21 protein-coding genes and 2 pseudogenes are annotated in these 23,389 nt (G+C 70.4%); 12 read left to right on the top strand and 11 right to left on the bottom strand.

Annotated features, from left to right (window positions below; genetic code table 11):
* Positions 1-75: 75 nt before the first annotated feature.
* The 3 genes from ACTMTU_RS03435 to ACTMTU_RS03425 all read right to left on the bottom strand — a co-directional run bounded on the left by ACTMTU_RS03435 (position 76) and on the right by ACTMTU_RS03425 (position 3,635).
* Entirely contained in the window at positions 76-885 is an 810-nt protein-coding gene (locus ACTMTU_RS03435; RefSeq protein WP_441261903.1) for an alpha/beta fold hydrolase, read from the bottom strand.
* 180 nt (positions 886-1,065) lie between these two features.
* Positions 1,066-2,112 (bottom strand): class I SAM-dependent methyltransferase, encoded by a 1,047-nt coding sequence (locus tag ACTMTU_RS03430; protein WP_441261902.1) that lies wholly within the window; start codon positions 2,110-2,112, stop codon positions 1,066-1,068.
* 530 nt (positions 2,113-2,642) lie between these two features.
* Positions 2,643-3,635 carry a multicopper oxidase domain-containing protein gene (locus ACTMTU_RS03425; protein ID WP_441261901.1) on the bottom strand — a complete coding sequence of 331 codons (993 nt, stop codon included), beginning with the start codon at positions 3,633-3,635 and terminating at the stop codon, positions 2,643-2,645.
* Between the two features lie 275 nt (positions 3,636-3,910).
* Between ACTMTU_RS03425 and ACTMTU_RS03420 the strand changes: the two genes are divergently transcribed.
* The 8 genes from ACTMTU_RS03420 (at position 3,911) to ACTMTU_RS03385 (ending at position 14,888) form a co-directional block, all read left to right on the top strand.
* Positions 3,911-6,322, top strand: coding sequence for a ThuA domain-containing protein (locus ACTMTU_RS03420; RefSeq protein ID WP_441261900.1), 2,412 nt, complete (start codon positions 3,911-3,913; stop codon positions 6,320-6,322).
* A gap of 53 nt (positions 6,323-6,375) precedes the next feature.
* Positions 6,376-8,538 carry an OmpL47-type beta-barrel domain-containing protein gene (locus ACTMTU_RS03415; protein WP_441261980.1) on the top strand — a complete coding sequence of 721 codons (2,163 nt, stop codon included), beginning with the start codon at positions 6,376-6,378 and terminating at the stop codon, positions 8,536-8,538.
* A 197-nt stretch (positions 8,539-8,735) separates the two neighbouring features.
* Positions 8,736-9,422, top strand: a complete 687-nt coding sequence (locus ACTMTU_RS03410) for a hypothetical protein (protein ID WP_441261899.1) — start codon at positions 8,736-8,738, stop codon at positions 9,420-9,422.
* Between the two features lie 149 nt (positions 9,423-9,571).
* A complete protein-coding gene (locus ACTMTU_RS03405; RefSeq protein ID WP_441261898.1) occupies positions 9,572-10,594 on the top strand; it encodes a 3-oxoacyl-ACP synthase III family protein in 1,023 nt (340 codons plus the stop codon).
* Entirely contained in the window at positions 10,591-11,337 is a 747-nt protein-coding gene (locus ACTMTU_RS03400; RefSeq protein ID WP_441261897.1) for a glycosyltransferase, read from the top strand. Before ACTMTU_RS03405 ends, ACTMTU_RS03400 begins: the two co-directional genes overlap by 4 nt.
* A 55-nt stretch (positions 11,338-11,392) precedes the next feature.
* Positions 11,393-12,868: a class I adenylate-forming enzyme family protein gene (locus tag ACTMTU_RS03395; protein WP_441261896.1), complete on the top strand. Its 1,476-nt coding sequence runs from the start codon at positions 11,393-11,395 to the stop codon at positions 12,866-12,868.
* Complete coding sequence (locus tag ACTMTU_RS03390) at positions 12,865-13,986, top strand: cytochrome P450 (RefSeq protein WP_441261895.1); 1,122 nt, start codon at positions 12,865-12,867, stop codon at positions 13,984-13,986. The genes ACTMTU_RS03395 and ACTMTU_RS03390 overlap by 4 nt, the downstream gene beginning before the upstream one ends.
* Complete coding sequence (locus tag ACTMTU_RS03385; protein WP_441261894.1) at positions 13,983-14,888, top strand: NAD-dependent epimerase/dehydratase family protein; 906 nt, start codon at positions 13,983-13,985, stop codon at positions 14,886-14,888. The genes ACTMTU_RS03390 and ACTMTU_RS03385 overlap by 4 nt, the downstream gene beginning before the upstream one ends.
* A 149-nt stretch (positions 14,889-15,037) precedes the next feature.
* Here the strand turns inward: ACTMTU_RS03385 and ACTMTU_RS03380 are convergent, their stop codons facing one another.
* From ACTMTU_RS03380 to ACTMTU_RS03350, 7 genes are all read right to left on the bottom strand, one after another.
* Positions 15,038-15,235 carry a DUF5958 family protein gene (locus tag ACTMTU_RS03380; protein WP_441261893.1) on the bottom strand — a complete coding sequence of 66 codons (198 nt, stop codon included), beginning with the start codon at positions 15,233-15,235 and terminating at the stop codon, positions 15,038-15,040.
* A 211-nt stretch (positions 15,236-15,446) separates the two neighbouring features.
* On the bottom strand, positions 15,447-15,977 hold the full coding sequence (locus tag ACTMTU_RS03375) for a YhjD/YihY/BrkB family envelope integrity protein (RefSeq protein WP_441261892.1): 531 nt from the start codon (positions 15,975-15,977) through the stop codon (positions 15,447-15,449).
* A gap of 385 nt (positions 15,978-16,362) precedes the next feature.
* Complete coding sequence (locus tag ACTMTU_RS03370) at positions 16,363-17,112, bottom strand: GAF domain-containing protein (protein ID WP_441261891.1); 750 nt, start codon at positions 17,110-17,112, stop codon at positions 16,363-16,365.
* A gap of 5 nt (positions 17,113-17,117) precedes the next feature.
* Positions 17,118-17,849: an ANTAR domain-containing protein gene (locus ACTMTU_RS03365; RefSeq protein WP_441261890.1), complete on the bottom strand. Its 732-nt coding sequence runs from the start codon at positions 17,847-17,849 to the stop codon at positions 17,118-17,120.
* 64 nt (positions 17,850-17,913) lie between these two features.
* Positions 17,914-18,306, bottom strand: a complete 393-nt coding sequence (locus ACTMTU_RS03360) for an STAS domain-containing protein (protein ID WP_441261889.1) — start codon at positions 18,304-18,306, stop codon at positions 17,914-17,916.
* Positions 18,307-18,709: 403 nt separating this feature from the next.
* On the bottom strand, positions 18,710-19,060 hold the full coding sequence (locus ACTMTU_RS03355; RefSeq protein WP_441261888.1) for an ANTAR domain-containing protein: 351 nt from the start codon (positions 19,058-19,060) through the stop codon (positions 18,710-18,712).
* Between the two features lie 872 nt (positions 19,061-19,932).
* Positions 19,933-20,289, bottom strand: coding sequence for a PRC-barrel domain-containing protein (locus ACTMTU_RS03350; protein ID WP_441261887.1), 357 nt, complete (start codon positions 20,287-20,289; stop codon positions 19,933-19,935).
* 155 nt (positions 20,290-20,444) lie between these two features.
* Here ACTMTU_RS03350 and ACTMTU_RS03345 point away from each other — a divergent pair, with 155 nt between their 5' ends.
* Entirely contained in the window at positions 20,445-21,266 is an 822-nt protein-coding gene (locus ACTMTU_RS03345; protein WP_441261886.1) for a ribonuclease BN, read from the top strand.
* A 235-nt stretch (positions 21,267-21,501) separates the two neighbouring features.
* On the opposite strand, the pseudogene ACTMTU_RS03340 reads toward ACTMTU_RS03345, so the two are convergent.
* Positions 21,502-21,839: pseudogene (locus ACTMTU_RS03340) on the bottom strand (DUF5994 family protein); the annotation flags it as partial.
* Here ACTMTU_RS03340 and ACTMTU_RS03335 point away from each other — a divergent pair.
* The 3 genes and pseudogenes from ACTMTU_RS03335 to ACTMTU_RS03325 all read left to right on the top strand — a co-directional run.
* Positions 21,838-21,996 (top strand): annotated as a pseudogene (locus ACTMTU_RS03335) (DUF5994 family protein); the annotation flags it as partial. The pseudogenes ACTMTU_RS03340 and ACTMTU_RS03335 sit on opposite strands and share 2 nt — an antisense overlap.
* A 237-nt stretch (positions 21,997-22,233) precedes the next feature.
* A complete protein-coding gene (locus tag ACTMTU_RS03330) occupies positions 22,234-22,776 on the top strand; it encodes a TetR/AcrR family transcriptional regulator (protein WP_441261885.1) in 543 nt (180 codons plus the stop codon).
* The gene (locus ACTMTU_RS03325) at positions 22,773-23,360 is read left to right on the top strand and encodes a DUF2867 domain-containing protein (RefSeq protein ID WP_441261884.1); all 588 of its coding nucleotides are present in this window, start codon (positions 22,773-22,775) and stop codon (positions 23,358-23,360) included. The genes ACTMTU_RS03330 and ACTMTU_RS03325 overlap by 4 nt, the downstream gene beginning before the upstream one ends.
* The last annotated feature ends 29 nt before the right edge of the window (positions 23,361-23,389 follow it).

The raw sequence follows: 23,389 nt of genomic DNA, 5'->3' as shown, positions 1-23,389 counted from the left end.
TCGGGTGGACCGCACGGTGAAACGAGACAGGCGTCCGACAATCCCGGTTGTCGCCGGTAGGGCGGCGTTGATGGTTCAGCCGCGTGTCCCGACGTCGCGCCAGAAGGCGTCGACGCGGGAATTCCATTCGTCCGGCACTTCCTGGAAGGGCTGGTGGGCCTCCTCCTCCATGACCTCGAACCGGGCGCCCGGGATCCGCTCGGCCACGGCGCGGCCGAGCTCCGGACGCGCGGTCGGGTCGAGGCCACCGGCGAGGACAAGCGTCGGCACTCCGATCCGCGGCAGGCGGTCGGTGGTGTCGTGGTCGATGAAGGCATCGAGAAACCGCTGACCGTCCTCGGCCGACTGCTTGTGCGGGAAGGCGAGGACCTCCTCGATGGTCCGGTCGACGCTTCCGTCGTTGTGCGCCCGCGCCGTGTAAATGTCGAGATAGAAGCCCTCGAGGAACGCGCGCTCGCTCGGAGCGACCGCCACCAGCCACCGGATGAACCGTGCCCAGGAGCGCAGGTACGGGTCCATCACCGGCCATGTGCTCTGCAGGACGAGACTGCGCACCAGCTCCGGGTGGCGGAGGGCCAGTTCCTGGGCGATGATGCTGCCGCCGGAGAAGCCGGCCACGTGGGCAGAGGAAACGTGGACGGCCCGCAGAAGCGCGGCGGCGTCGTCGGCCATCATCTCCACGGAGACGGGACCGTCGGGCATCGCGGTTCGGCCGGCCCCCCGATTGTCGAAGGCGGTCAGGCGGTAACGGTCCAGGAGCCGGTCGAGCTGGAACTGCCACGATTCGACGGTGTCGCCCAAGCCGCCGATGAGCAGGACGTCCGGTCCTTGACCGACCTGTTCCGTCCAGATGTCCAGGTCACCGGCGACGATGTGCTCGCCCATGGCCAGCCGCCTTCCCCTCACCCGGCTATTTCCCCACAACTCCATCCTCGCCCAGTGGCCGACGGTTGCAACCTGCAGAGTGAGCCCCGGGGGACGCCCGGAAGCAAGGGGGGCGCCAGGCTCGACCAGGTGTTGTCCGACACCTGACGGACACCTGTCGATCGCCGACCCGGGGCGGCGCTACGGCCTGATTTCGTACACCAGATTGAAGGGTGTCTGCGCCGCTCTGCGGAACCGGGTGAAGCCGGCTTCCCTGATCACCTCGCGGATCGCGGCCTCCCCGGCTTGCGCGCCCAGGGAGTAGCCCCCGGGCTGGGACATGCTGTTCGGCACGCACAGGAACGTGGAGCCGCTGTAGTACAGCCGGCCGACCGGATTGAAGTTCTCCTCGGCCTTGTCGGAGGCGTACGGCTCCACCAGCATCCATGTGCCGTCCGCGTCCAGCGCCTCCCGCACCTGCTTGGCCGCTCCGGGCGGATCGCCCATGTCGTGCAGGCAGTCGAACATCATGACCAGGTCGTAGTCACCGCCGGTGAACGTCTGCGCGGACGCCACCTCGAAGGTCACCCGGTCGGTCAGCCCGGCAGCCTCCGCCTTCTTCCGCGCCAACTCGATCGACTCGGCGTGGTAGTCCGAGCCGACGACGGTGGCGCGCGGGTAGGCCTCGGCCACGAGGAGCGACGAGGAGCCGAGTCCGCAGCCGAGGTCGGCCACCCGCGCTCCGGCGGCCAGCTTCTCGTCGACCCCGTCCAGCGCCGGGATCCAGTTCGGTACGAGTTCCGCCACGTATCCGGGGCGGTAGAACGCGTCGCATCCGACGAAAACGTCCTCGTCGTGCTCATGCCAGGCCACGCCGTCACTGTTGCGGAACGCCTCGGTGATCCGCGGCTCGGCACGCAGATACCCCAGCACGATGAGGAAGGCCGCCGGAACGTTGGGACCGTCCGGGTCGGCCAGGCAGAACGCCTGCTCCTCGGTCAGCCGGAACTCTCCGGTCTGCGTGTCGTAGCTGACGTACCCTCCTGCGGCCTGGCCGAGCAACCATTCGGTCAGGTAGCGGGGATGGCATCCGGTCCGCTCGGCGAAGCGCTCCGGCGTCGCCGGGCCTTCCGCCAGCGCCCGGTACAGGCCGAGTCGGTGACCGATCACCACCGAACCGGCGGCACCGGCGGCACCCAGGTCCGTCACGAACCGTCCCAGAAACTCGGTGACCTTGTTCTGATCCATTCCCGGTCTCCTTGCTGCGCGACCGGCTCCGCCGTCACCACGGAAAGCACCCCGTCCGCGGCCCGGCATCGGGCGGCACCCGGGACAGACGTCCAGGGCTCGGCGCCGCGTGGCCGTCGAGGGCCGGACCGTGCCGTTGGAAAAGGCCCTGGACACCCACTGGCCGCCGAGGTGCCCTGCTCGAGCCGTCAGATCTACGGAACCACATGTTCCGGAGACGCGCGCACCGCGGCCCGGCAGCGGACGGCCGGAGAGGTGCCACGGCGGCTACCGCTTGTCAACGGGCGCACCGAACCGACCGCCACCACACGGGCTCCTGCCACGGCTCGACCGGAACCCGGCCAGGCGCGAGCCCCCGTTGCCGGGCCGGCCCTGGCGCCGGGTCTGCCGGCTGGAGGGCCGACAGCCCGGGCGGGCACGCGCACGGCTTTCCGGCCCGGCCCGCGCAGCTATGCGCACGCGCGCCGTACACCACGTGGGAGGTATGGGACCTGAGCGCCTCGTCCTAGGCCCTGTCCGGGCGCCGGGATCTAGTGGGCGTGGCCCTCTTCCGAGGCGGGATGGTGCGGTTCGTGGCCGGGGATCGTGCCGTCCTCCTTGGCGACGAGGAACAGCCCGGCCATGCCCATGTCCGAGTGGCTCTGGACGTGGCAGTGGTACATCCACGCGCCCGGGCCCACGTGTTCGCCGGCGATCACCTGGAAGCCGAAGGAGTCGGCCGGGCCGGTGATCTTGTTGTCGATCACCCGGCTGACGTCCTCCGGGCCGGACAGCAGGCCCGTCCGGTTGTCCGCCCAGCGGTGACCGTGCATATGGAACGTGTGGTAGTACTCGCCGTGCGTGATCATGATGATCTCGACCCGGTCCCCCACCGTGGCAAGGAAGTTGGGCGGGTCGGCCGCCGGCCGGTTGTTGATGGTCATGTCGTTGAAGACGATCGTGAACTGCTTGTCCGGAAGGATGTCGTCCTTCCTGCGCACCACCATCGGGCCGTAGAGGCCCTTGCGGATGCCGCCGGTGCCGTGATCGGTGCCGACGACGTGGTCGTGGTAGTGCCAGTAGCCCGCGCTGCCCGGCCGCCAGGTGCCGTCGGCACGGCGGCCGGGTGCGTGGGTGCGCCAGGTGTAGGTGCGGGTGGCACCCGGCTCCACATGGCTCCGGCTCATCCTGGTGCCGTCGTTGGAGATGTCGTAGTCGACGCCGTGCGGATGCAGGCTGACCGGCACGTCCATCAGGTTCTCGAACTCGATGTGCAGCGTGTCGCCTTCGACGAGTTCGATCAGTGGCCCGGGGACGGTCGCCTTGCCCTTCTCGAGGCCGTAGCCCATCGATCCGTCGGCCCGTTTCTCGGCGTACATCTTGAGGTGCCGTACCTGGCCGCCGGCCGGAGCGAGGCGGGGCGCGTCCTTCACCGGCGCCGGCGCCGCGTTGGAGGCGGAAGTGATCGACAACGATGTCACGCCTGTGGCCGCCGCGGCCGCGCCGCCCGCGAGCAGACGCCGGTTGAAGCTCCGTCTGTCCATGTCGAACTCTCCAGTCGTCGGCAGAGATTGACGGGGCGAATGACCCCGGGGACGGCCACACGGTAACCGGGCGGGGCTCGTTTATCCACGGTCAGGACAAAGTTCGTCGTATTGCAGTCATACCTATTGGCGAACCGCGAAAAGAGGTCTAGCTTCAACGGCTGTTGTTGTGACCACAGAGGGGTGGGTGACCCATGCAGCGCGCACCACATCACAGGTCCGAAAGAGCGAGATCCCGAAAGCACCTCCTGGCAGCGGCACTTGGCGTCGGCGCCATGACCGCGTCGCTGTTCGGCGGCGGCAGTCCCGCCAGCGCCGAACCGTATCCGAGGCCACCGGCGACAACGTTGTCCCTGCCGTCGCCGCCCGGCGGCGCGAACGTGAAGGTGCTCGTCTTCCACGGCTCCGCCACGGCGGAGTCACCGGCCGTCGAGGCCGGTATCGCCGCGATCGAGACGATCGGACTGACCGGCCCCGCCGCGAGCCGCTTCAGGACCGAAGCCACCGACGATCCCGCGGTGTTCACCAACGCCAAGCAGCTCGGCCGTTTCAACGCGGTCGTGTTCCTGACCGGCGGCGGCGATGTGCTCGATCCCGATCAGGAGGCGGGCCTCGAGTCCTATCTGGAGGCGGGCGGCGGATTCGTCGGCATCCACGAAGCCGCGCGCACCGAGCCGTACTCCGACTGGTTCACCGGTCTGATCGGCGCGCGTCCGACGGGCGCGCCCAGCAGCACCCAGCGCGCCGTCGTCGAGGTGGGCGACCGCGTGCATCCGGCCACCAAGTCGCTGCCCCTGCAGTGGAAGCGGCCAGACAAGTGGTTCAACTGGGCGGAGAACCCGTCGGGCAAGGTGCACACGGTGGCCCGGGTGAAGGAGAACTCCTACACGCCGGCCGCGAAGGGCAACGGCTGGGACCATCCGATCTCCTGGTGCCGTGACTACGACGGCGGCCGCTCCTTCTACACCGGCATGGGCGGCACGGCCGACAGCTTCGCGGAGACCGACTTCCGCGACCATCTGCGCGGCGCGCTCGCCTGGACGACCCGCATCTCCCAGGCCGACTGCAAGGCGACGATCGACGCCAACTACACGGCCGAACGGGTCACCCAGGCCAACCAGCCGGGGCAGAACGACCAGATCGGCGAACCGCACGGGCTGGTCGTCGCACCCGACGGCCGTGTGCTGTACATCGGGCGCGGCGGCGCCGACTCCTCCCGGCCGGTCGTCACCGACTGGAACAACCCGGAGATCGGCAAGGGCCAGGGCGAGGTCCACGTCTACGACCCGAAGACCAAGAAGGTCTCCAAGGCCGGTGCGCTGACGGTCTTCGGCAACAAGGGCGGCGGCGACGAGCTGGTCAAGAACGAGGAGGGGCTGCTCGGTATCGAGCTGGACCCGGACTTCATGACCAACGGCTGGGTGTATCTGCACTACACACCCCACTCGGAGATCGACCGCGAGACCCACATGGCCGAGCGTCGCGTCTCCCGCTTCACGCTCGACCTGGCCACCAACCGGCTGGACCTGGCGAGCGAGAAGGTGCTGCTCGACTGGCCGGTGCAGATCCACAGCTGCTGCCACGCCGGCGGCGGCATGGCCTGGGACTCCAAGGGCAACCTCTACATCGCCACCGGCGACAACAACTCGTCCGGCTTCAGCGGCGGATACTCGGGCAACAACCCGCAGCCGAACTTCAAGGGCGTGTCCTTCGCCGACGCGCGCCGCACCGCGGGCAACACCAACAACCTCAACGGCAAGATCCTGCGGATCCACCCCGAGGACGACGGCACGTACACCCTCCCCGAGGGCAACCTCTTCACGGGCGAGGAGACGGCCGAGGGCGGCGGCAAGACCCGCGGCGAGATCTACGTGATGGGCGTGCGCAACCCGGCACGCATCTTCGTCGACAAGAGCACCGACATCCTCTACGCGGGATGGGTCGGTCCGGACGCAGGCGCCCCCTCGACGACCTGGGGTCCGGCCAAGTACGACACGTTCGCCGCCATCACGCAGGCCGGCAACCACGGCTGGCCCTACTGCATGGGCAACAACCAGCCCTATCGGGACCGCAATCTGCCCGACCCGGCCCAGCCGCTCGGCTGGTACGACTGCGACGCGCCGAAGAACGAGTCGCCGAACAACGACGGTCTGGTCAACCTGCCGCCCGTCACGCCGAACACCATCTGGTACTCGCCGCAGGGCGGCGGCGTGGACTACCCGCGTGACGCCAACGGCGTGCCCAGCTACAAGCAGGAGGAGCAGAAGCTGCTGCTGCCGTGGCTCAAGGGCGGCGGCCAGGCCACCATGAACGGCCCCGTCTACCGCTTCGACGCCGCGAGCGACTCGGCGGTCAAGTGGCCCGCGTACTGGGACGGCAAGTGGTTCGTCGGTGACTTCTACGACGGCGACCAGCCCAGGCACGCGGTGCTGACCGATCCGAGGACGGTCGGCAAGGGCGGGCTCCCGGTGCACGCCGAGTCGCTCAAGAAGATCATCCCGACCGGCACCGGCGGTATCCGCAACCTCATGGACTGGAAGTTCGCGCCCGACGGGTCGCTGTACGTCCTGGACTACGGGCGCGGCTTCTTCACCTCCGACTCCAACTCCGCGCTGTGGCGCGTGACCTACAAGGGCGGCGGGGCGACCCCGGCCGCGGACCAGCTGGCGAGGAAGGCGGCGCAGTGACCGTGAGACACAGAACCGCGAGCGTGTGGACGGCCTTGCTGGCCGCCGTGGCGATGGTGGTCGGGCTGATGTCCGCCGCCGCGTACGGCAAGACCGACGACGGCCGGACGGCCCCGCAGGCCGCCGCGGAACAGGTCCTGACCTGGACCGCGGGTGACCCCATCGACCGCTACCTGTCGTTCCCGACCACCGCGGTGGCCGGTCCGGCGACGATCGTCTTCGAGAACAGCGCGGCCACCGGGAACACCACCGGGATGCCGCACACCCTGACGTTCTCGGTCTCCGACGTCGAGTTCAACAACGACGTCCAGCTGAACCTGCTGGCCAACCCGAACGACGACATGGGAGGCAAGCACACCGCCCAGGTCAACCTGACCGAGGGCCGCTACTTCTACCACTGCACGATCCCCGGTCACGGCTCGATGCAGGGCATCCTGACCGTCACCGCGGGCAGCGGCGAGGACACCACCGCGCCCGTGACGACGGCGAAGGTGGAAGGTGACCGGAACGCCGACGGCGCCTACATCGGCCAGGCCGCGGTCACTCTGGCGGCGACCGACGAGGGCGCCGGCGTCGACAAGATCGAGTACGCGCTCGGCGCCGACGGTCCCTGGCAGCCGTACACGACGCCCGTCGTCGTCGACGAGGTCGGGGCCCACACCCTCCGCTACCGGGCGTACGACAAGGCGGGCAACGTCGAGGCGGAGAAGTCCGTCGACTTCACCGTCGCCGCGCCGCCCACGGACGACACCACCGCCCCGGAGACCTCGGCCACGGTGAGCGGGGAGAAGGACGACCAGGGCCGTTACCTGGGGATGGCCACGGTCACCGTGACCGCCTCCGACACGGGCTCCGGCGTCAACACCGTCGAGTACGCGGTCGGTACCGGCGCCTGGCAGCCTTACACCGCCCCGGTGATGGTCCACGAGACGGGCGCGCACACCGTCAGGTACCGGGCCACCGACAAGGCCGGCAACGCCGCGGCCGAGAAGTCCGTGGACTTCACGATCGTCGCACCGCCGGCCGAGGACAAGGAGCCGCCGCAGACCACGGCGGGGATCTCCGGCGAGCAGAACTCCGACGGCGCCTACATCGGCCGGGCCACCGTGACGGTCGTCGCGGTCGACTCCGGCGGCTCCGGCGTCGACAAGGTCGAGTACTCCCTCGACGGCGGCCCCTACCTCGCCTACACGGCTCCGGTGGTCGTCGACCGGGTCGGCTACCACACGGTCCTCTACCGGGCGACCGACAAGGCCGGCAACACCTCGCAGGCCAAGAGCCTGGCGTTCTCGGTCGCGGAGGGCGGCGGCGTCCCCGCGCCCGTGTGCCCCGAGTACGACGAGCGTGCGACGGTCATCGTCGGCACGGTCGACACCGGCATCCCGAACCGCATGACGGGCAGCCGCTGCACCATCAACGAGCTGATCGAGGACGAGAAGGACTGGTCCTCGCACGCGCTGTTCCTCAAGCACGTGGGCGAGGTGCTCGACCGGCTCCTCGACGATGGCGTCATCGACAGCCGTGAGCACCGGCAGATCACCCGCGCGGCCAGGGAGTCGGGCATCGGCAAGCCCGGGCAGACCAACGGCTACCGCGACATCTTCGACGGCACCGAGGAGACCTTCGCCAAGTGGCAGCACGTCGGCGGCGGCAAGTTCTCGCTCAGCGAGGACGGGGCCATGACCAGCAGCACCACGGTGCCGGGCATGGGCATGCTGTGGTTCCCGCAGCGGCAGTACGGCGACTTCTCCCTGAAGCTCCAGTGGCGGGACGACGCCCCCGGCGCCGGCAACGCCAACGGCGGTGTCTTCGTACGCTTCCCGTACGTCCACGACAACCCGGAGGAGTCCCGCCCGGAGTGGGTCGCCATCAAGTACGGCCATGAGGTGCAGATCCTGGACCGTCCCGACGGCGACATGTACAAGACCGGCTCGATCTACGGCTTCGACCGCGTCGGCCTCGGCGGCGCGGGTGTGACGCCGAAGGGCACCTGGAACGACTACGAGATCCGGGTGGAGGGCCAGCACTACTCGGTCTACCGCAACGGCAAGCTGATCAACGAGTTCGACAACACCGGCGGTCAGGTCTTCCAGCCGCCCCGGTCGGACGACCCCGGCACGGACGGCCGCCGCTACGCCACCGGCTACGTCGGCCTCCAGGTCCACGGCACCACGGACGTGATCTCCTACCGCAACATCAGGATCAAGGAGTTCTGATCCCCACCGGGTGAGCCGCTGCGGCTTCCCGGAACCGGCTGCCCCACCGTCCAAAGGCGGTGGGGCAGTCGGCCGTTCCGCCCGCGCCGCTAATGTGTCCGAGCGCCGGGTGATCCGGCGCGGGTTCGGAGCCGGGCCCGGCAGGACAGGTGGCGCGGTCTCCGCGCCGAGGGGACGGACGATGAAGGAGCATGCACGTGACGGCTGTTGTGACCATGAGGACCCCGCCGGTGCGGCTCAGGGACAGGGAAGGCGGCGGCATCCCCGCGTCCGTCCGTGACGTGGTCGACTTCACCGACGGCTCCGGACCGCCCCGGCCGGTCGCCTATGTGGAGCGCGAGCTCCCGCCCGGCGGCATACCCGCCTACCTCGCGGCGCGCGGCAGCGGCGCCCGCTCGTTCGTCCTGTGGGGCGACGAGAACCGTGGAAGCCGGGTCGCCACCGTGGTGACCGAGTCGGCGCGCAACGGAGTTGCGACATATCAGGTGCTCGGCCCTTACGGTGAGGTCATCGGCACCATCGTCCGCGAAAAGGCGCTCAGCGGCCGGGGCCTGCGGACCCGCTGGACGGTGCGACAGCCGGGCCTCCCTGACGCTGTGGGCTACAAGGGCCGGATCTTCTGGTGGCTCGTGTGCTGGCTGCTTTTCCCCGTGGCGCCGTTCGCCCTTGTGATCGCCGCCTTCGAGAACGGCGACTTTCCCCGCGGCCCCCGGCGCATCATCTGGCGTGCGAACGGGCAAGTCCCGCTGGAATTCAAGGCGTTCGGGGACAAGCTGCGCCTCTGCACGCCGGAGCTGGACCGGCGGCTGGGGTTCGCTCTGATCGCCCTGCTGCGTTCCTTCGACGGCTGGCTCGGCAATTCGTGGGACGACCGCAAGAAGTGAGCTCTGCCCGCCCCCGGGGTACCGGCGCCGGGCGGGCCGGCCCGCGTACGGGGACGGACCGGGCCGGGTCCTGGCTACTCAGCCACGCTTCCCGGCAATTGAGCATGTGTACTCAGGCGACGCCGATCACGGCCTGAAACCATCGCCGCATGCTCAAACAAACGAGCGATCCGCGTCCGCGGGTCGGTATCACCGGCGTCGGCAGCGCTCTTCCCGACGCGGTGCTGACATCGCACAGCCTGCAGCGCGAGGCGACCCGGCACATCGCCAAGTCCCTGCCCGGCACGCTGCTCGCCCAGGCCACCGGCATCGAGAGCCGGCACGTCGCGGCCGACGACGAGTACGCCTCGACGCTCGCCCTGCGCGCGGCGCGCCGGGCGTTGGCCGACGCGTCGCTCGGTCCGCACGACATCGACCTCCTGCTGTTCGCCTCCGCGTCACGGGACATGGTGGAACCCGCGACGGCGCACATCGTGCAGGCCGAGCTCGGCTCGAAGGCCCACGCCCTCGATGTCACCAACGCCTGCAACAGCTTCGTCAACGGCATCGACGTCGCCCGCAGCACGATCCTGGCCGGCCGCGCGCGGCGCGCCCTCGTCGTCACGGGCGAGACCCCGACCCGCGCGATACGCCGCTCACCGGCCGACTTCGCCGAGTTCCGGGACGGCTTCGCCGGCTACACCTTCGGCGACGCCGGCGCGGCCGTGGTGCTGGAAGCGGTGGAGCACGGCGGCATCCTCGACGTGGACACCGAGACGCACTCCGAGCACTGGGAGGTCGGCGGCATCCCCGGCGGCGGTTCCCGGCACCCGCGCGGCGACGAGCACACCTACTTCCGCGGCGACGGCCACGAACTGCGCGGTGTCTTCGAGAAGGTGGGCGCCTCGGTCGTGGAGCGCACACTGCACCGCGCCGGCCTCGACTGGGACGGCTTCGCAAGGGTCCTGGTGCACCAGGTGACCGTGCCGTACCTCGAGCGGTTCGCCGAGCTGACCGGCGCCCCCGCGGACAAGCTCGTGGTCACCGTCCCCGAGCTGGGCAACATCGCCAGCGCGAGCATCGGTGTGCAACTGGAGCGGGTGTATGGGGAGCTGGCGACCGGCGACCGGGTGCTGTTCGTCGGTCTCGGCGGCGGCATCAGCATCATGACGATGATCTGGGAGAAGTCATGAGCGACCTCTGGGTGATCGTGCCCGCGCACCAGGAGGAAGAACGGATCTCCGGCACGCTGCGGGCGCTCGCGGCGCAGCGGGACCGCGACTTCACGCTGCTCGTGGTCGACAACGCCTCTTCGGACCGTACCGGCGCCATCGCCCGGGGCTTCGCCGCGGACGCGCCGTTCCCCGTGGAGGTCGTCGACGAGCCGGAGAAGGGTGTGGGCTGCGCCGTGGACTCGGGTTTCCGCCATGCCATCGCACGGGGTGCGACCCTGCTCGCCCGAACCGACGCCGACTGCCTGCCCCGGCCCGGCTGGACGGCCGCCGCCCGCGCCGCGATGACGGACCGGCCGGGACCGGTGCTGGTGTGCGGGCGGATCGTCGCCCGCCGCGACGAGCACGGACCGCTCGGGCGGGCCGGATTCTCGGCCCTTGTCCGCCTGGCCGCCCTGTTCGGCAGGCTCCGGCCCGCGCACGCCCGCAGGAACGGCTACCTCGCCCCGTACCGCATGCACGCCGGGAACAACATGGCCGTCACCGCCGACCTGTATCTGGCCTGCGGCGGCATGCCCCGCCGGCCGTCGCCGACGGACCGGCTGTTCCTGAACCGGGTCCGGCGGCAGACGGACCGGATCGTGCGCTGCGGGGACATGGTCGTGGAGAACTCCACCCGCAGGCTCCGGGCGTACGGCATCCGGGGCACGGCCCGCTGGTACCTGGACCAGGGCAGCGGCGGACGCGGGGACGACCCCCGCTGACGCGGCGCCCACCCGCGCATCCCGACGTACTGTCACCTACCGCTGGACGGCTCTGATGCTCGACCTCCTCGACCATGCCCTGCGTGCCTCTCCCGAGAAGCCCGCCGTGCTCGGCGCCACGCGCACCGGGCGTCCCCGGGTCCGTGCCACCCGCGGCGAACTCGCCGGCCTGGCCGACGCGTACGCCTCCTCGCTCCACGCGCGCGGACTGCGCCCGGGCGACACCGTCGGTGTCGCGGTGCGTCCCGGTCCCCGGGCGCTCGCCGTCCTCCTCGCCCTGTGGCGGCTCGGGCTGCGGGGCGCGGTGCTCGATCCGGGCGCGGGTCCCGATGTGCTGCGCGCCCGTCTCGCGTCGGCCCGGCCCTCGCTCGTGCTGGCCGACGCCGCGGCGCAGGCGGTCGCCGGGTGGGCCCGGCCACTGGCGGCGCGGGCACGGCTCGCCCTGCCCGTCCTCGACGAGTTCGGCACGGTGGCGACGGTCGGCCGCAGGCTCCCCGGCTGTGCGCCCGCGCTCGGCCGGGCCGATGTCCGTGTCCCCGCGCGTGACCACGCCGACGGTGACGCGGTCATCGTCTTCACCTCCGGCACGACCTCCCGGCCGAGGGCCGTCGTGCACACCCGCTCCGGGCTCGCCGCCGGGATGGAGACGGTCTCGGCGCTGATCGGCGCCCGGCCGGGCCGACCGGTCGTCGGGGGGACCTTCTTCGTCCTCGTACCGTCGCTCGCCCAGGGTGCGCCGGTGGCGCTTCCCGCGCGTTCGCCCAAGGTCCTCGCGCGGCAGCTGCGGCGGCTGTGCCCCCAGGACACCTACCTGACACCGCCGCAACTGCGGGACGCCCTCCGCGCGGGGGCGAGGTTCACGGGCAGGGTGTGGACGGGGTCGGCGCCGGCAAGTGCCGAACTGCTGGGCCGGGTCCGTGACGCGGGCGCCGCGGAGGCCTGGGGGGTGTACGCGCTCACCGAACTGTTCCCCGCCGCTGCCGTCGAGTCGCGCGACAAGGCGGCCTTCGACGGGGCGGGCGATCTCGTCGGTCCTCCCCTTCCGGGCGTCGAGGTGCGGACGGAGGGCGGCGAGCTGCTGCTGACCGGTCCCGCGGCCAGGCACCGCTACCTGGGGGAGGCTCCCGACCCCTGGGTGCGAACCGGCGACCGGGCACATCTGGACACCACAGGCCGGATCGTGCTGGAGGGCCGCTGCAAGGACATGGTGCTGCGGCGCGCGGAGAACATCTACCCGGGTCTGTACGAGCCCGCCCTCCAGGTGCCGGGGGTCGAGCTCGCGGTACTCGTCGGCGTTCCGCTGGGCGACGGCGACGAGCGGCTGGTCGCCGTCGTCCAGCCCCGGTCCGGCCACGGGGAGGCACAGTTGCGTTCCGCTCTCGCCGGACCGCTGCACAGGATGGGCTCCGCCCGCCCTGACGCGCTGGTGTTCGCGGACGTCCCGCTGTCCGGCCGGTCCCGCAAGCCGGACCGGGCGGCCACGGCGCTCCTCGCGGCGGAACGTCTCGCGGCGAAGGAGGCTTCCCGATGACTGCCCGCACGGGGCTCGCGCGGGCGCGGCGGCGCGACCGCCGGGTCTATCTGCGCTCCCACCCGTTCCTCTTCGCCCTTCTCGCCGCCACCCGTGGCCGTGCCGTCCGCCGGATCGGACGCACGGTGCTCGTCCACGACACCGACGCCTACCGCCAGGTACTGACCCGCCTGCCCCTCGACCGTACGGCCGCCGGGACGACGGGAGGGGCGGCGCGATCGGCCCTGCGCGCGGCGGGCCACGACGACGCCGGAGTGCTGTTCGACCAGGAGGGCGCGGGACATCGCGCCGGGCGACGGGCCCTGGCTCGTGGACTCGGCGCGGCCGGCGTCGAGGAACTGCGCGGCGTGTGGCGGCCGTTGCTCGCCCGACGTCTGGAACCGCTGGCCGAGGGCGGCGAGGTGGACCTCGTGGCACTCGCCGGCGAACTGTCGGGCACGGTCGTCTGCGCGCTGCTCGGTTCCGAGGCGTCCCCGGCCGCGGTGGCCGCAGCCGCTGCCGATCTGGCCGCCGCCTCCGTCCGCAGTGAGCTCCCCGGCCCCCGCCGGCCGGGAGCACACGCCGCGTCGGCCCGTGCGACACAGCGACTGCGGCGACTGCTCGGCGAGGGGGACGACGCGCTGTCCGCGATGGTGGCGGTCGCCGCCGTCAACACGACGCTCGCCGCGCTGCCCCGGGCGGTGGCATGGTGCGCGGACGCCGGACTGTGGGACCAGGCGGCGGACGAACGACTGTGTCTGCCCTTGGTGGACGAACTGCTGAGGGTCACAGCGGCCTCACCGCTGCTGCCGCGGGTCGCCGCGGCGGACGGGGTGGTGGCGGGCTGCCCCGTGCGGTCGGGCGACCGTCTGCTGCTGGTCGCCCGTCATGCGGTGGACGCGCACGGCAGCGGCCCCGACGCCGAGAGGCCCGCCGCCCCGGAAGTGGCCCGTCTTGTCTTCGGCGCCGGCCCGCACACCTGTCCCGGGGCCCGACTCGCCCGGCTTCAACTGGCCGACGTGCTGGCGGCGTTGTCGACCCATCGCCCCGTCGTCGTCAGGGCCGTCGTGGACCGCGGGGCAGCCCTCCCCAGCTGGCGGAAGCTGGTCGTTCGTTCCTCCGCGGAGGTGGCCCGATGACCCGCATCGCCGTGACGGGTGCCTCGGGCTTCTGCGGCGGTCACGTCGCACGGGCCGCCGCGGCGCAGGGCGCCGACGTGGTGTGCCTGGGCCGCCGCCCGGGACCGGTCGGTGAGTTCCGGTTCTGGGACGCCGCGTCGGGCCGGCCCGACCTGTCCGGCGTCGACCGGGTGGTGCATTGCGCGGCCGCGGTGGGCGACCCACTGCCCGGTTCCGGCGCGGAGGCGCGGATGCACGCGGTCAACGTGGAGGGCACCGCACGGCTGCTGGCAGCGGCCGGCGACCGTCCCGTGGTGTGTGTGAGCAGCGCCAGCGTCTACGACCCCCGCCTCGACCGTCGCCTGATCCGCGAGGACCATCCACGGACCGGGCACCTCAACGCGTACGGGCGCACCAAGGCCGCCGGCGAGGAACTCGCCCTCCGAGCGGGCGCCGTGGTGCTGCGACCCCGTGCCGTGTACGGCCCGGGTGACACCCAGCTCCTGCCGCGTCTGCTGTCCCGGGTCAGGGCGGGCACACTGCTGCTCCCGGGCCCGGACGTACGGCTGAGCCTCACGGCGGTCGAGAACCTGGCCGACGCGTGTCTCGCGGCCCCCGGCTGGCCTCCCGGCGCGTACAACATCGCCGACCCCCGGCCGTACGCCAGGGACGCCGCCCTGCACCAGGTCCTGCGCGCCCATGGGGTGACGGCCCGGCTCCGGCATCTGCCGCTGGGTCTCGCCGACTTCGCGGCCCGCACGGCGGAGGCCGCCGCACGCCGCGCCGGCACCGAGCCGGCACTCAGCCGCTACGCGGTGGACCAGCTCGCCCACACGGTCGTCCTCGACGTGTCCCGCGCCCGCATGCAGGGCTGGACGCCCCGCCGCTCCTTGCGCGACTACCTGGCGAGCCGCACCGGCTGACATGGCCCCCGGGCCCCACGACGCTCGACGTGGTGCACGGTTCGACCTTGGAGGCTGGGGCCGGTCTGCTGCACGGCCTTGGGCAATCCCCATGGGGGAGCAAGGTGTACGGCTCAGCCACCGATGACCGATCCGGCCAGAGCTACGGATCAGAAGCACGCTGCGGAGCCCAGGTCGCGATACCGGCTCTGCCGTCTGCTGGTTGCAGCCCGAGCGTCAGCAACCAGGGCCAGCAGGGTCTTGCGCTGGTCATCCTCCGGCAGGCTCTCGAACCACTCGATACCCTCAGTCGTCGATCGACGCCCTTGGGCGAGTTCGTTCAGGATCACCTCGTGTGCGTACAGCACAGCTCCCACCCTCATGCGATCAAGCCGACGGTACGCCTACGACTGCCCGCGCGCAGCACAACTTTGCGTGTTCAACGTGCTCTTCCGTGCCCGACAGGTTGGTAAGCCACGGTCATCAGGGGTTGCCAGGGCGAGCCTCATGGGTGGCCCGGGCGCGCATTGCCGCTGGTCGGCCGACCATTGAGGCTCAGAAGCGCGCTGATTCCCAAGCTCAGAGCGCGGCCCATTCGGCGGCCCCGCCAACCGCGCTGTTCGCGAACACCGAACTGCCGAGCGCAACCAGCCCGACCACGCCGAGACCGACCAGCACCCCGGTGTCCTTGATCCTTAGCAGGATCGGATTTCCAGGGTCCTGCTCCTTCTCCCACACCGCACGCAGGCACCCACGCAGGGCGCCGACCCAGTTGATGCCGATCACGAGCAGCAGCGCGCCGGCGATGAGCCCGACGGCCCCGGCGTGCGCGACGAGGCTGTCCAGGTCCAGCAGGTCGGAAGACCCCGGCGCCTGGTAGGCGATCTTGTCCTGGAGTTTCCCGAGCTGCTCCTCGCTCAGCAGCTTGGCGCTGATCGCCGCACCCACGGTGATCAGCGGAAAGAGTGCGACGAAACCGGTGAAGGTGACGGCGGCGGCGAGCCGGGCCCAGGGGACCGTGGCCAGCCGCTCGTTCGCGCGCCACGCGTGTGTGCGCATCAGCCGCGCGATCATGGGCCCGATCCCGGGCAATCTGGTCAGCCATTCCATGGTGGACACCCACCCGCAAGGGTAGGCGCCGAGACGAATGAGCTCACCAGGGCAGGGAAGGCGAGACGCGCCCAGGCCGACAGATGCGATGCCCCGCGAGGAGGGGCACCTTCTGTGGACAGGGTGAAGCACGGGGGGCGGCGCCCGACAGCGGGGACGACGCAGTGTCGCCCCCGCCCACGGTGGTCAGGCCGCCCCGCGCGAGCCGTTGCTCGGTCGCCTTCTGGCGGGCGGCCCGTACCCTCGTGTCGGTTCCCTCGGCGACCTCCTGCTGCCACTCGTCGTCGGAATACGGCAGGCGGCTCCGCGGATGATCAACCACAAGCTCGTCGTACGAGTGCTCGCATCGTCATGCCGTTGCAACGAAGCGCGCACATGACGCCGCTCAGCGCCGCGGGGATGTGGTGGCCGGGTGGGGGATCAGGGTGGTGTCGAAGTCGCCGTCGGCGATCTCGCGGGCGAGCTGTGCGAGCTGACGTTGGTGGGCGCGGGCGTAGGAGCGGAAGGCGGTGAACGCGTCGTCCAGCGAGATCTGCCAGCGTTCCGCGAGGATGCCCTTGACCTGTTCCAGGACGATGCGGCTGGTGAGGGCGTACTGGAGTTGGGCACGCTCGATGTGGCTGTGGTCCAGGGTGCGCTGCTGCAGGATGGCGATGGTCGCGATGTCGGCCAGTGCCTGAGCGAGGGTGATGTCCTGATCACTGAGGGGTTCGGGGTCGGTCTGGAACAGGGCGAGTGCGCCGATGACGCGGCCGCGCAGCCTCAGCGGGAGTGCGTTGGTGGCCACGAATCCGGTCTCGTGAGCACGGGCGGCGAACTGCGGCCAGTTCTCCGTGGTCTTCGGATCGGTGAGGTTGATGTTGGTGCGGGCCTGGCCGCTCTTGTAGCAGTCCACGCAGGGGCCTTGGTCGTGCTGCAGGGCGAAGAGTTCCAGCAGCCGGGTGTGTTCGTCGGAGGCGGCGATGGTCTGCAGGGTGTCGTGCTGGTCGGCCAGCAGGATGCCGACCGCAGCCACGTCCAGCAGTTCCATGCAGCGCACGGAGAGCTGCTGGAGGAAGTCGATGAGGTCGAAGTCGTCGGTCAGGGAGTCTGCGACTTCCACGAAGACCTCGGTGAGCCGTTGTTCGCGGGGCATGTCGATCAGTCCTTGTCTACGACGGTCGGGGGCGTGCCGTTGCCGTTGTGGTCCAGGCGGAGCCGCCGGTCCACCACGTCCTGGGAGATCTCGGTGATGGAACGCCCACTGCTGTAAGCATGCGCGCGCAGCCGGAGCAGGGCTTGAGGCAGGGGCAGGGAGAGCTGAACGCTGACCATGCCCGTCGCCTGATGGATCACGGCGTGCTGCAGAGTGTGCGGGGAGCCGCCGGGGGACGGCCCGTCCTCGCGAGGCTCGCCACTGCCCAGGCACCGGGCGGTGAGCGCGACGGCCAGCATCAGCGCGTCGTCCGCCTGCTGTGCGGTCAGCGGGCCCGGGGTGCGGCGTACGGCGGTCAGGACACCGGTGCGGATCGCGCCGATCCCCATCGGGAAGCAGAAGACCGCCCGGGCCGGCAGGCCGGGGGCCTCCATGGCCAGCGCGGGCCAGCGCGCAAGGCGAACGTCGGCCAGGTCGGGCACCCACACCATCGCGCCGGTACGGGCCGCCTCGAGCCCGGGGCCCTCTCCGAGGATGAGCTGAAGGTCCTCGAAGCGGCGCGTCGCGGCGTCCGAGCACCACAGAAGCTCGGTGAGGTCGCCCTCGGTGACCAGGGAGACCGCGAGGCCGTCCACGCCCAACGCGGCGGCGCCGACCGGGGTGACATCGGCGACCTGGCCGGTGCCGTCGTCGGACTGCAGCAGACGCAGAACCCCGACCATGCGGTCACTGATCACCCACCACCACCTTGCCCCGGGCCGCCGGCGCCGAGCGGGCTCTTGGTCATGCTTCCTGGCCCGGTCACGATGCCGGCGATGTGGGACGCCCGGCGGCCAGGTCGTCCGCGATGGCGGCACGCGACGCGGATACCAAGGGCCGGTCATCGAGTAGGAAGCCGGTGGCGGTCAGATCCAGGAGGCGGGTCAGCATCGGACTCGGGTGCCGCAGACACAGCGTCCCGCCGACCGTGGTGATGAGCCGAGATGCGACCAGGAAGGCATTGAGGCCGCTGACATCGCAGAAGGTGAGGAGGGTCAAATCGATGTCGACCGTACGGACTCCATCCCCCAGGGAGTCTTCGATCACCTCGCGCACGGAGTGTGCCGTCTCCAGGTCGAGTTCACCCGCCAGGGTGATGGTCGCGTGGCTTCCTCGGTCGTGCCGGTGGATTTTCAAGCCTGACAGAACAGGCATAGTGCCTCAGTTCTTATGACCACCTGGTGCAGCGCTGGGCGGGCCTGAAACCTCGGCCACACCTGCCACGTACTCCGCGTGGTCGGACGCCTTTACAGGTCAGGCAAAAGGGACGGATGGCAACCCCGTTGCAGGGCCGTGAACCCGACCGACTTCGCCTCGAAGGTGGGCCTGTGGTGATCCAGACGTCCTGTCCACTCCCCGCAGGCACCAGCACGACAACAGCATTGGGCCACGCCGGGGTCTGGGACGTCCATCGCAGCATAGCCCTCGCGTCCACCCCCCGGCAGCCGTCCCTCGGCCACAGCCTTCCACCGACCTTGCGGCACCCTCTCCGGCGTACGGCCCCACGGGCTCACACGTTGACCGGTGCCACCCGTGGACGCGCGAGCAGTCACCGCCACTACGCCGCACGAAGGCGCCGCAACGCACGACGCCACTCGTGTTGCATCTCCTGCGGGAGCTTCTTGCCCTCCGTGGTGGCGACCAGGGCCGCAGCCACGTCCCTGAGTTTGACGTTGCAGTGCTGCGATACGTCCACCAGGAGATTCCAGGCCCCCTCACTGGAACAGGGCACCAGGGCCATCACCATCCCGCGCGCCTGGTCGATCACCGCGTGGCTGACCAGCGCCTGCCCCAACTGCTTGTTCTGGGCACGCAGTGCAAGAATTTCCGCGACCAGAGCGGCGTCTGCCACCACGCCCACAGTCGTCACAGCCCACTGCCCTTCAGGAATCGTGATCGTCTGACGCATGGTGCGTACCTCGCAGCACAGTCGGCGCGTCCGGCCTGGGCGAAAGCCGTTGGCACTCCTGGATACCTGTCCGCCCCATCGGTCACCTGTGATATTCGCTGTCCCGGCGATTCCGGCCGCCTCGGCGCTGCCGCCTGTACCGGCGATCCCAGCGGTCCTGACGGTCCCTGTAATCCCGATAATCCCGGTAACCGGAACCACCGCCACGGGCCCCGCTCCTGGCGCCACCGCGGCCGTAGTGCACGAGACCGAAGATGGGAACAGCTGCGGCCACCCACCAGACGGGGCTGAGGAATCCGAGTCCTAGCAGGACCACGATGAGGATGAGAAGCAAGACGAACACGGCGACCTTCCCGGAGCGCAACAAGACATCGCTGCCGGGGACCGGGGCCTCACTCAACAGCATAGTCCTGACCGAAGTTTGCGGATAGTACTGCAGGCCGACCCGACCACCTTGTCTGGATGAGGACTTGATGTCTCTTCAGGAACTGCGGCGACGACTGCCGTGCGCGGTGCAGCCCCCGGGCGCCGCCCCAGCCGCAGCACACGGCCCCACTGCCGAGCGCGAAGCCGGCCTCCACAAGGACTCACCGGCGTGACCAATTTCTGTGGCACGCGCGACCAGTCTGCGCGGACATGCGAATTCGCTGCTACAAAGCGGCGGTTGCCCGTGTCAACCAGGTACGTCCGGGTGGTGGCGCAGGAGTGGGCCGGGGAACAAAAGCATGACCGCCTGGTGCCATCGGGTGTCACCGGAGGGGTCGGCGTCCCGTCCGTCGGGACCAGCGCACAGCGATGATGGCCACGAGGACCGCGATGCCGATGATCAGCAGGTAACCCAGCCCTTCAGCTCAGGTCCGTGTGCCGGGCGGTCAGCGGCGCGCGAGCTGGCGTTCGCCGGCGGCGCCCGGCTGGTAGGTCATGCCGTAGTGCTGGAAGACCGCTTCCTCCGCCTCGGCGGGCAGGATGTCGTCCATGCCAACCGATGGCGCCTTCTTGACCAGTGCCTTCACATAGGAGACCTTGACGTAGTCCGGCCCGAGGATCGCGTCGTCGAGAGGGACGAAAACCAGGTGGTGACGGGTGGGAAGCCCGGCCCGGACCGTGGCCATGGCCGGTTCGTCGGTGGTGGTGTCCACATAGATCGCTTCCAAAACGCCGATCTTGCGGCCCTTCGGATCGACGACATCGCGGTTACGCCACTCACGGATGTCGGCTGCCTGGATCATGGCCTGCCTTCCTGAGCATTCACCCGGCCGGTGCGCGCCGCCTCATGGCAGCGCCGCGCGCCGAGACCTATAGCCCCTTACCCTTCCAGGTTATCCGCGAACTTCTGCGTGGCGCCCTCGCGCGGTGACGTTATCGGCCGTGGTAGTCGACAGGCATGCCGACGAACCCTTCCCGCGTACCGGACCGTCCGACCCGATTCAGGCGGCTACGCAGCATACTCAGCGCCGGACGGCGATGGCGCCGGAGCCGCGATCTCGAACTGGGGCAGCGTTCCCTGGGCTTCGCGGCGCTCGGGCTTCTCACGCTGGTGCCGCTCCTGATCATCGTGTCCTCGGCCGATCCGGAGCGTGGGCGGGGGTTCGCGCAGTGGCTGGCGGAGGGGCTCGGCGTCTCGACGGCATCCCGAGGAGAAGTGGAGCGGCTGTTCACTCCGCCCAGTCAGGCCCTGCGGACCACGACGGCATTCGGCATCGCCGCCCTCGCTGTCTTCGGCCTGACCTTCGCAGCGGTGGTTCAGGCCGGCTACGAGAAGGTCTGGGACCTGCCCCAGGCCCGCTGGTGGGCCAGGTGGCGGCACGTCGTGTGGCTCGGCGCGCTCACCAGCTACCTCTTCTTCTCCGCGACCACCACCCTGCGCCGGGAGGCCCCGGTCGGCGTCTTCACCACAGCGCTGAGCGCCGTCGCGTTCTTCTGGTGGTCGCAGCGCATGCTGCTTGGGGGGAGGGTCGCTTGGCGGGCCTTGCTGCCAGGCGCGGTGTCCACCGTGGTCGGGCTGCTCGGCCTCAGGGTCTTCTCCCGGCTCGTCTTCTCCCCGCTGATCGCCTCCAATACAGTCACCTACGGCCCCATCGGAACCGTTCTGGTGCTTCAGTCCTGGCTGGTCGGCGTGGGCGTCGTCATCTTCGGCGCTGCCCTGGTCGGCCGTCTGATCCACGAGGAACTCCCGCGAGTGGCCCATGCGCTGAAACGGCGATGATGAGAGTGCGCCCGGAAACTCACTGAGGGGCGGGGACGACGCTGTCGTCCCCGCCCCTGGGGTCACGCTTGTCGCGCGAGCCCTTGCTGAGCCGCCTTGTGGCGGACGGTGCGCTCGCCGGCGGCCGATTCCGTATCGCCCTCGACACGGCGCCCGGTGGTCAACTCGGGCTCCGCCTCGCGGATCTTGACCGCGAGGCGGTCGACAGACGAAAGGAGCGGACCGACCCCGCCCGCAGGGGGAAGTGGTCTCGATCGCCTCGCGTGATGAGGACGGTGTCGCCACCGACCGGGAAGGAGTCGATGTGCACGACGCGGTCGTCGATGATCAGTTTCGTGTCGGTAGTTCTTCCCATGCGCCGGAGTCCAGGCCGACGCGGTCGACGCGTCCGAGGTGCTCGGTCAGCGCGGTGATGAGGCTCGGCAGCTCGGCGCCGAGGTCTCGGGAACGCGGCCACCATGCGCCGTCGAGGACTCCCTCGCGGGCATGTGTCGTCTCCAGCCGCAGCAGGGCTGTTCCAGGCTTCACAGCCTCGTGGATCGCGTCCGGCAGGAGCTTCGGTTCACGTAGCAAGGTGCCCGTCGCGGGACACACGGTGCACGTCGGCTGGTTCGCCGATGAGCAGGACCCGCACAAGCTGATTCTCCTCTCCTACACCACGGGGCGCTGGGACCTGCTGGTGATCCCGCCGGAGTCCGACGCGGCTGCCGCCGCCCGGCTGATGGCCGCCGTACCTCCACGTCCTGAAGTGCAAGAACGGCTCCGCCACGGGGGCGCGGGCGGACGGCTGTCGTGGCTGCGGTAAGATACGTACATGCATGTATGTGAGGACGAACCAAGACGATCAGATGGAGGGGGTTCCCCGAGCCCACGTCGTTCCACACAGGCCGAACGCCGGGCACGCACGCGCAATGCGCTCCTGGAGTCGGCCGCACGGGGGCTGTCCCGCTACGGATACAGCAACCTCGTGCTCGAGCAGGTGGCCAGAGAGGCCGGGTACACGCGCGGCGCGCTCTACCACCAGTTCAAGGACAAGCAGGACCTGGCGCTGGCCGCACTCCAATGGGTTCTGGAAACGTGGGAGCAGGAGGTCGGCCGCCAGGTCGAGCAGGAGTCGGATCCGGTCGCGGCGCTGCTCACGCTCGCGCGCGCCCACACCGTCTTCTGCCGTCGCGACATCGCCCGGGTGGCGATGGCGTTGCGCCTGGAGTTTTCCGGGCAGGACCATCCGATCGCGCACGAGGTGGAGAAGGGCTACCAGGCGCTCACCAACACCTGCGTCGGCTTCATCGAGGCCGGACGCGAGGCGGGGTCGATTCCCGACGGACCGCCGGCCAGGGACGTCGCACTCGCCTACGTCGGCGCGATCGAGGGCACGTCCATCGCATTGGCCGGCCACGTCACGCAGGACGCGGCACTCGTGGCCGCTGCCGCCGCCGGCGCCCTCGGGCTCGATCCCCGCACCACGCGCTCCTCGTACGCCGCCGCACCGAAGGAGACACACTCGTGAAGCTCCCCGACACCGCGCACACGTCCCGCCCCTGGCGAATACACGAGATCGCGCACGACTTCCGCCTCTACGACGTCTGGGCGCTGCCGACGCCCGGGGGCTCCGGCGACTTCCCGCGACTGGTGCGGAACATGTCCGTGGGAGACACATCGGACAATCCCTCGCGGGTTGCCCGCACACTCTTCGCGCTCCGCTGGAAGCTCGGGAAACTGCTCGGCTGGGACAATCCGAGGTCGGGGGTGGGCTCCCGGGTTCCGACCTTGCGCGACCGGCTGCCACAGGATCTGCGCGACGGCCCGACCGGGCCGGAGTTCGACCTCCTGCCCTTCACCTCGGTCTTCCTGACGGACGACGAGTGGGCGGCGGAAATGGCCAACCGGACCATGCACGGGGTGATGCACCTGAGCTGGGTCCCGGACGGGTCCGGTGGCTACCGCGGCCAGATGGCCGTGCTGGTGAAGCCCAACGGACTGTTCGGCAAGGTGTACATGGCGGCGATCGCACCCTTCCGGCACCTGCTCGTCTATCCGCCGCTGATGCGCGGTATCGGGCGCGAATGGCGCGAGTCGGCGTCGCGGCCGTGACACCCCACCGCCGGGCAAGGGGCAAAACG

This window comes from Streptomyces sp. OZ13 (genome assembly GCF_052068155.1).
GTDB lineage: Bacteria > Actinomycetota > Actinomycetes > Streptomycetales > Streptomycetaceae > Streptomyces.
The sequence above is the reverse complement of the archived record's forward strand: the minus strand, read 5'-3'. Positions and strand labels throughout refer to the sequence as shown.

What these genes read in the sequence shown, in the direction of transcription:
- ACTMTU_RS03435 (WP_441261903.1), bottom strand. Translation starts at nt 885, where the DNA reads ATGGGCGAGCACATCGTCGCCGGTGACCTGGACATCTGGACGGAACAG.
- ACTMTU_RS03430 (WP_441261902.1), bottom strand. Translation starts at nt 2,112, where the DNA reads ATGGATCAGAACAAGGTCACCGAGTTTCTGGGACGGTTCGTGACGGAC.
- ACTMTU_RS03425 (WP_441261901.1), bottom strand. Translation starts at nt 3,635, where the DNA reads ATGGACAGACGGAGCTTCAACCGGCGTCTGCTCGCGGGCGGCGCGGCC.
- ACTMTU_RS03420 (WP_441261900.1), top strand. Translation starts at nt 3,911, where the DNA reads ATGACCGCGTCGCTGTTCGGCGGCGGCAGTCCCGCCAGCGCCGAACCG.
- ACTMTU_RS03415 (WP_441261980.1), top strand. Translation starts at nt 6,376, where the DNA reads ATGGTGGTCGGGCTGATGTCCGCCGCCGCGTACGGCAAGACCGACGAC.
- ACTMTU_RS03405 (WP_441261898.1), top strand. Translation starts at nt 9,572, where the DNA reads ATGCTCAAACAAACGAGCGATCCGCGTCCGCGGGTCGGTATCACCGGC.
- ACTMTU_RS03400 (WP_441261897.1), top strand. Translation starts at nt 10,591, where the DNA reads ATGAGCGACCTCTGGGTGATCGTGCCCGCGCACCAGGAGGAAGAACGG.
- ACTMTU_RS03395 (WP_441261896.1), top strand. Translation starts at nt 11,393, where the DNA reads ATGCTCGACCTCCTCGACCATGCCCTGCGTGCCTCTCCCGAGAAGCCC.
- ACTMTU_RS03390 (WP_441261895.1), top strand. Translation starts at nt 12,865, where the DNA reads ATGACTGCCCGCACGGGGCTCGCGCGGGCGCGGCGGCGCGACCGCCGG.
- ACTMTU_RS03385 (WP_441261894.1), top strand. Translation starts at nt 13,983, where the DNA reads ATGACCCGCATCGCCGTGACGGGTGCCTCGGGCTTCTGCGGCGGTCAC.
- ACTMTU_RS03375 (WP_441261892.1), bottom strand. Translation starts at nt 15,977, where the DNA reads ATGGAATGGCTGACCAGATTGCCCGGGATCGGGCCCATGATCGCGCGG.
- ACTMTU_RS03370 (WP_441261891.1), bottom strand. Translation starts at nt 17,112, where the DNA reads ATGCCCCGCGAACAACGGCTCACCGAGGTCTTCGTGGAAGTCGCAGAC.
- ACTMTU_RS03360 (WP_441261889.1), bottom strand. Translation starts at nt 18,306, where the DNA reads ATGCCTGTTCTGTCAGGCTTGAAAATCCACCGGCACGACCGAGGAAGC.
- ACTMTU_RS03355 (WP_441261888.1), bottom strand. Translation starts at nt 19,060, where the DNA reads ATGCGTCAGACGATCACGATTCCTGAAGGGCAGTGGGCTGTGACGACT.
- ACTMTU_RS03350 (WP_441261887.1), bottom strand. Translation starts at nt 20,289, where the DNA reads ATGATCCAGGCAGCCGACATCCGTGAGTGGCGTAACCGCGATGTCGTC.
- ACTMTU_RS03345 (WP_441261886.1), top strand. Translation starts at nt 20,445, where the DNA reads ATGCCGACGAACCCTTCCCGCGTACCGGACCGTCCGACCCGATTCAGG.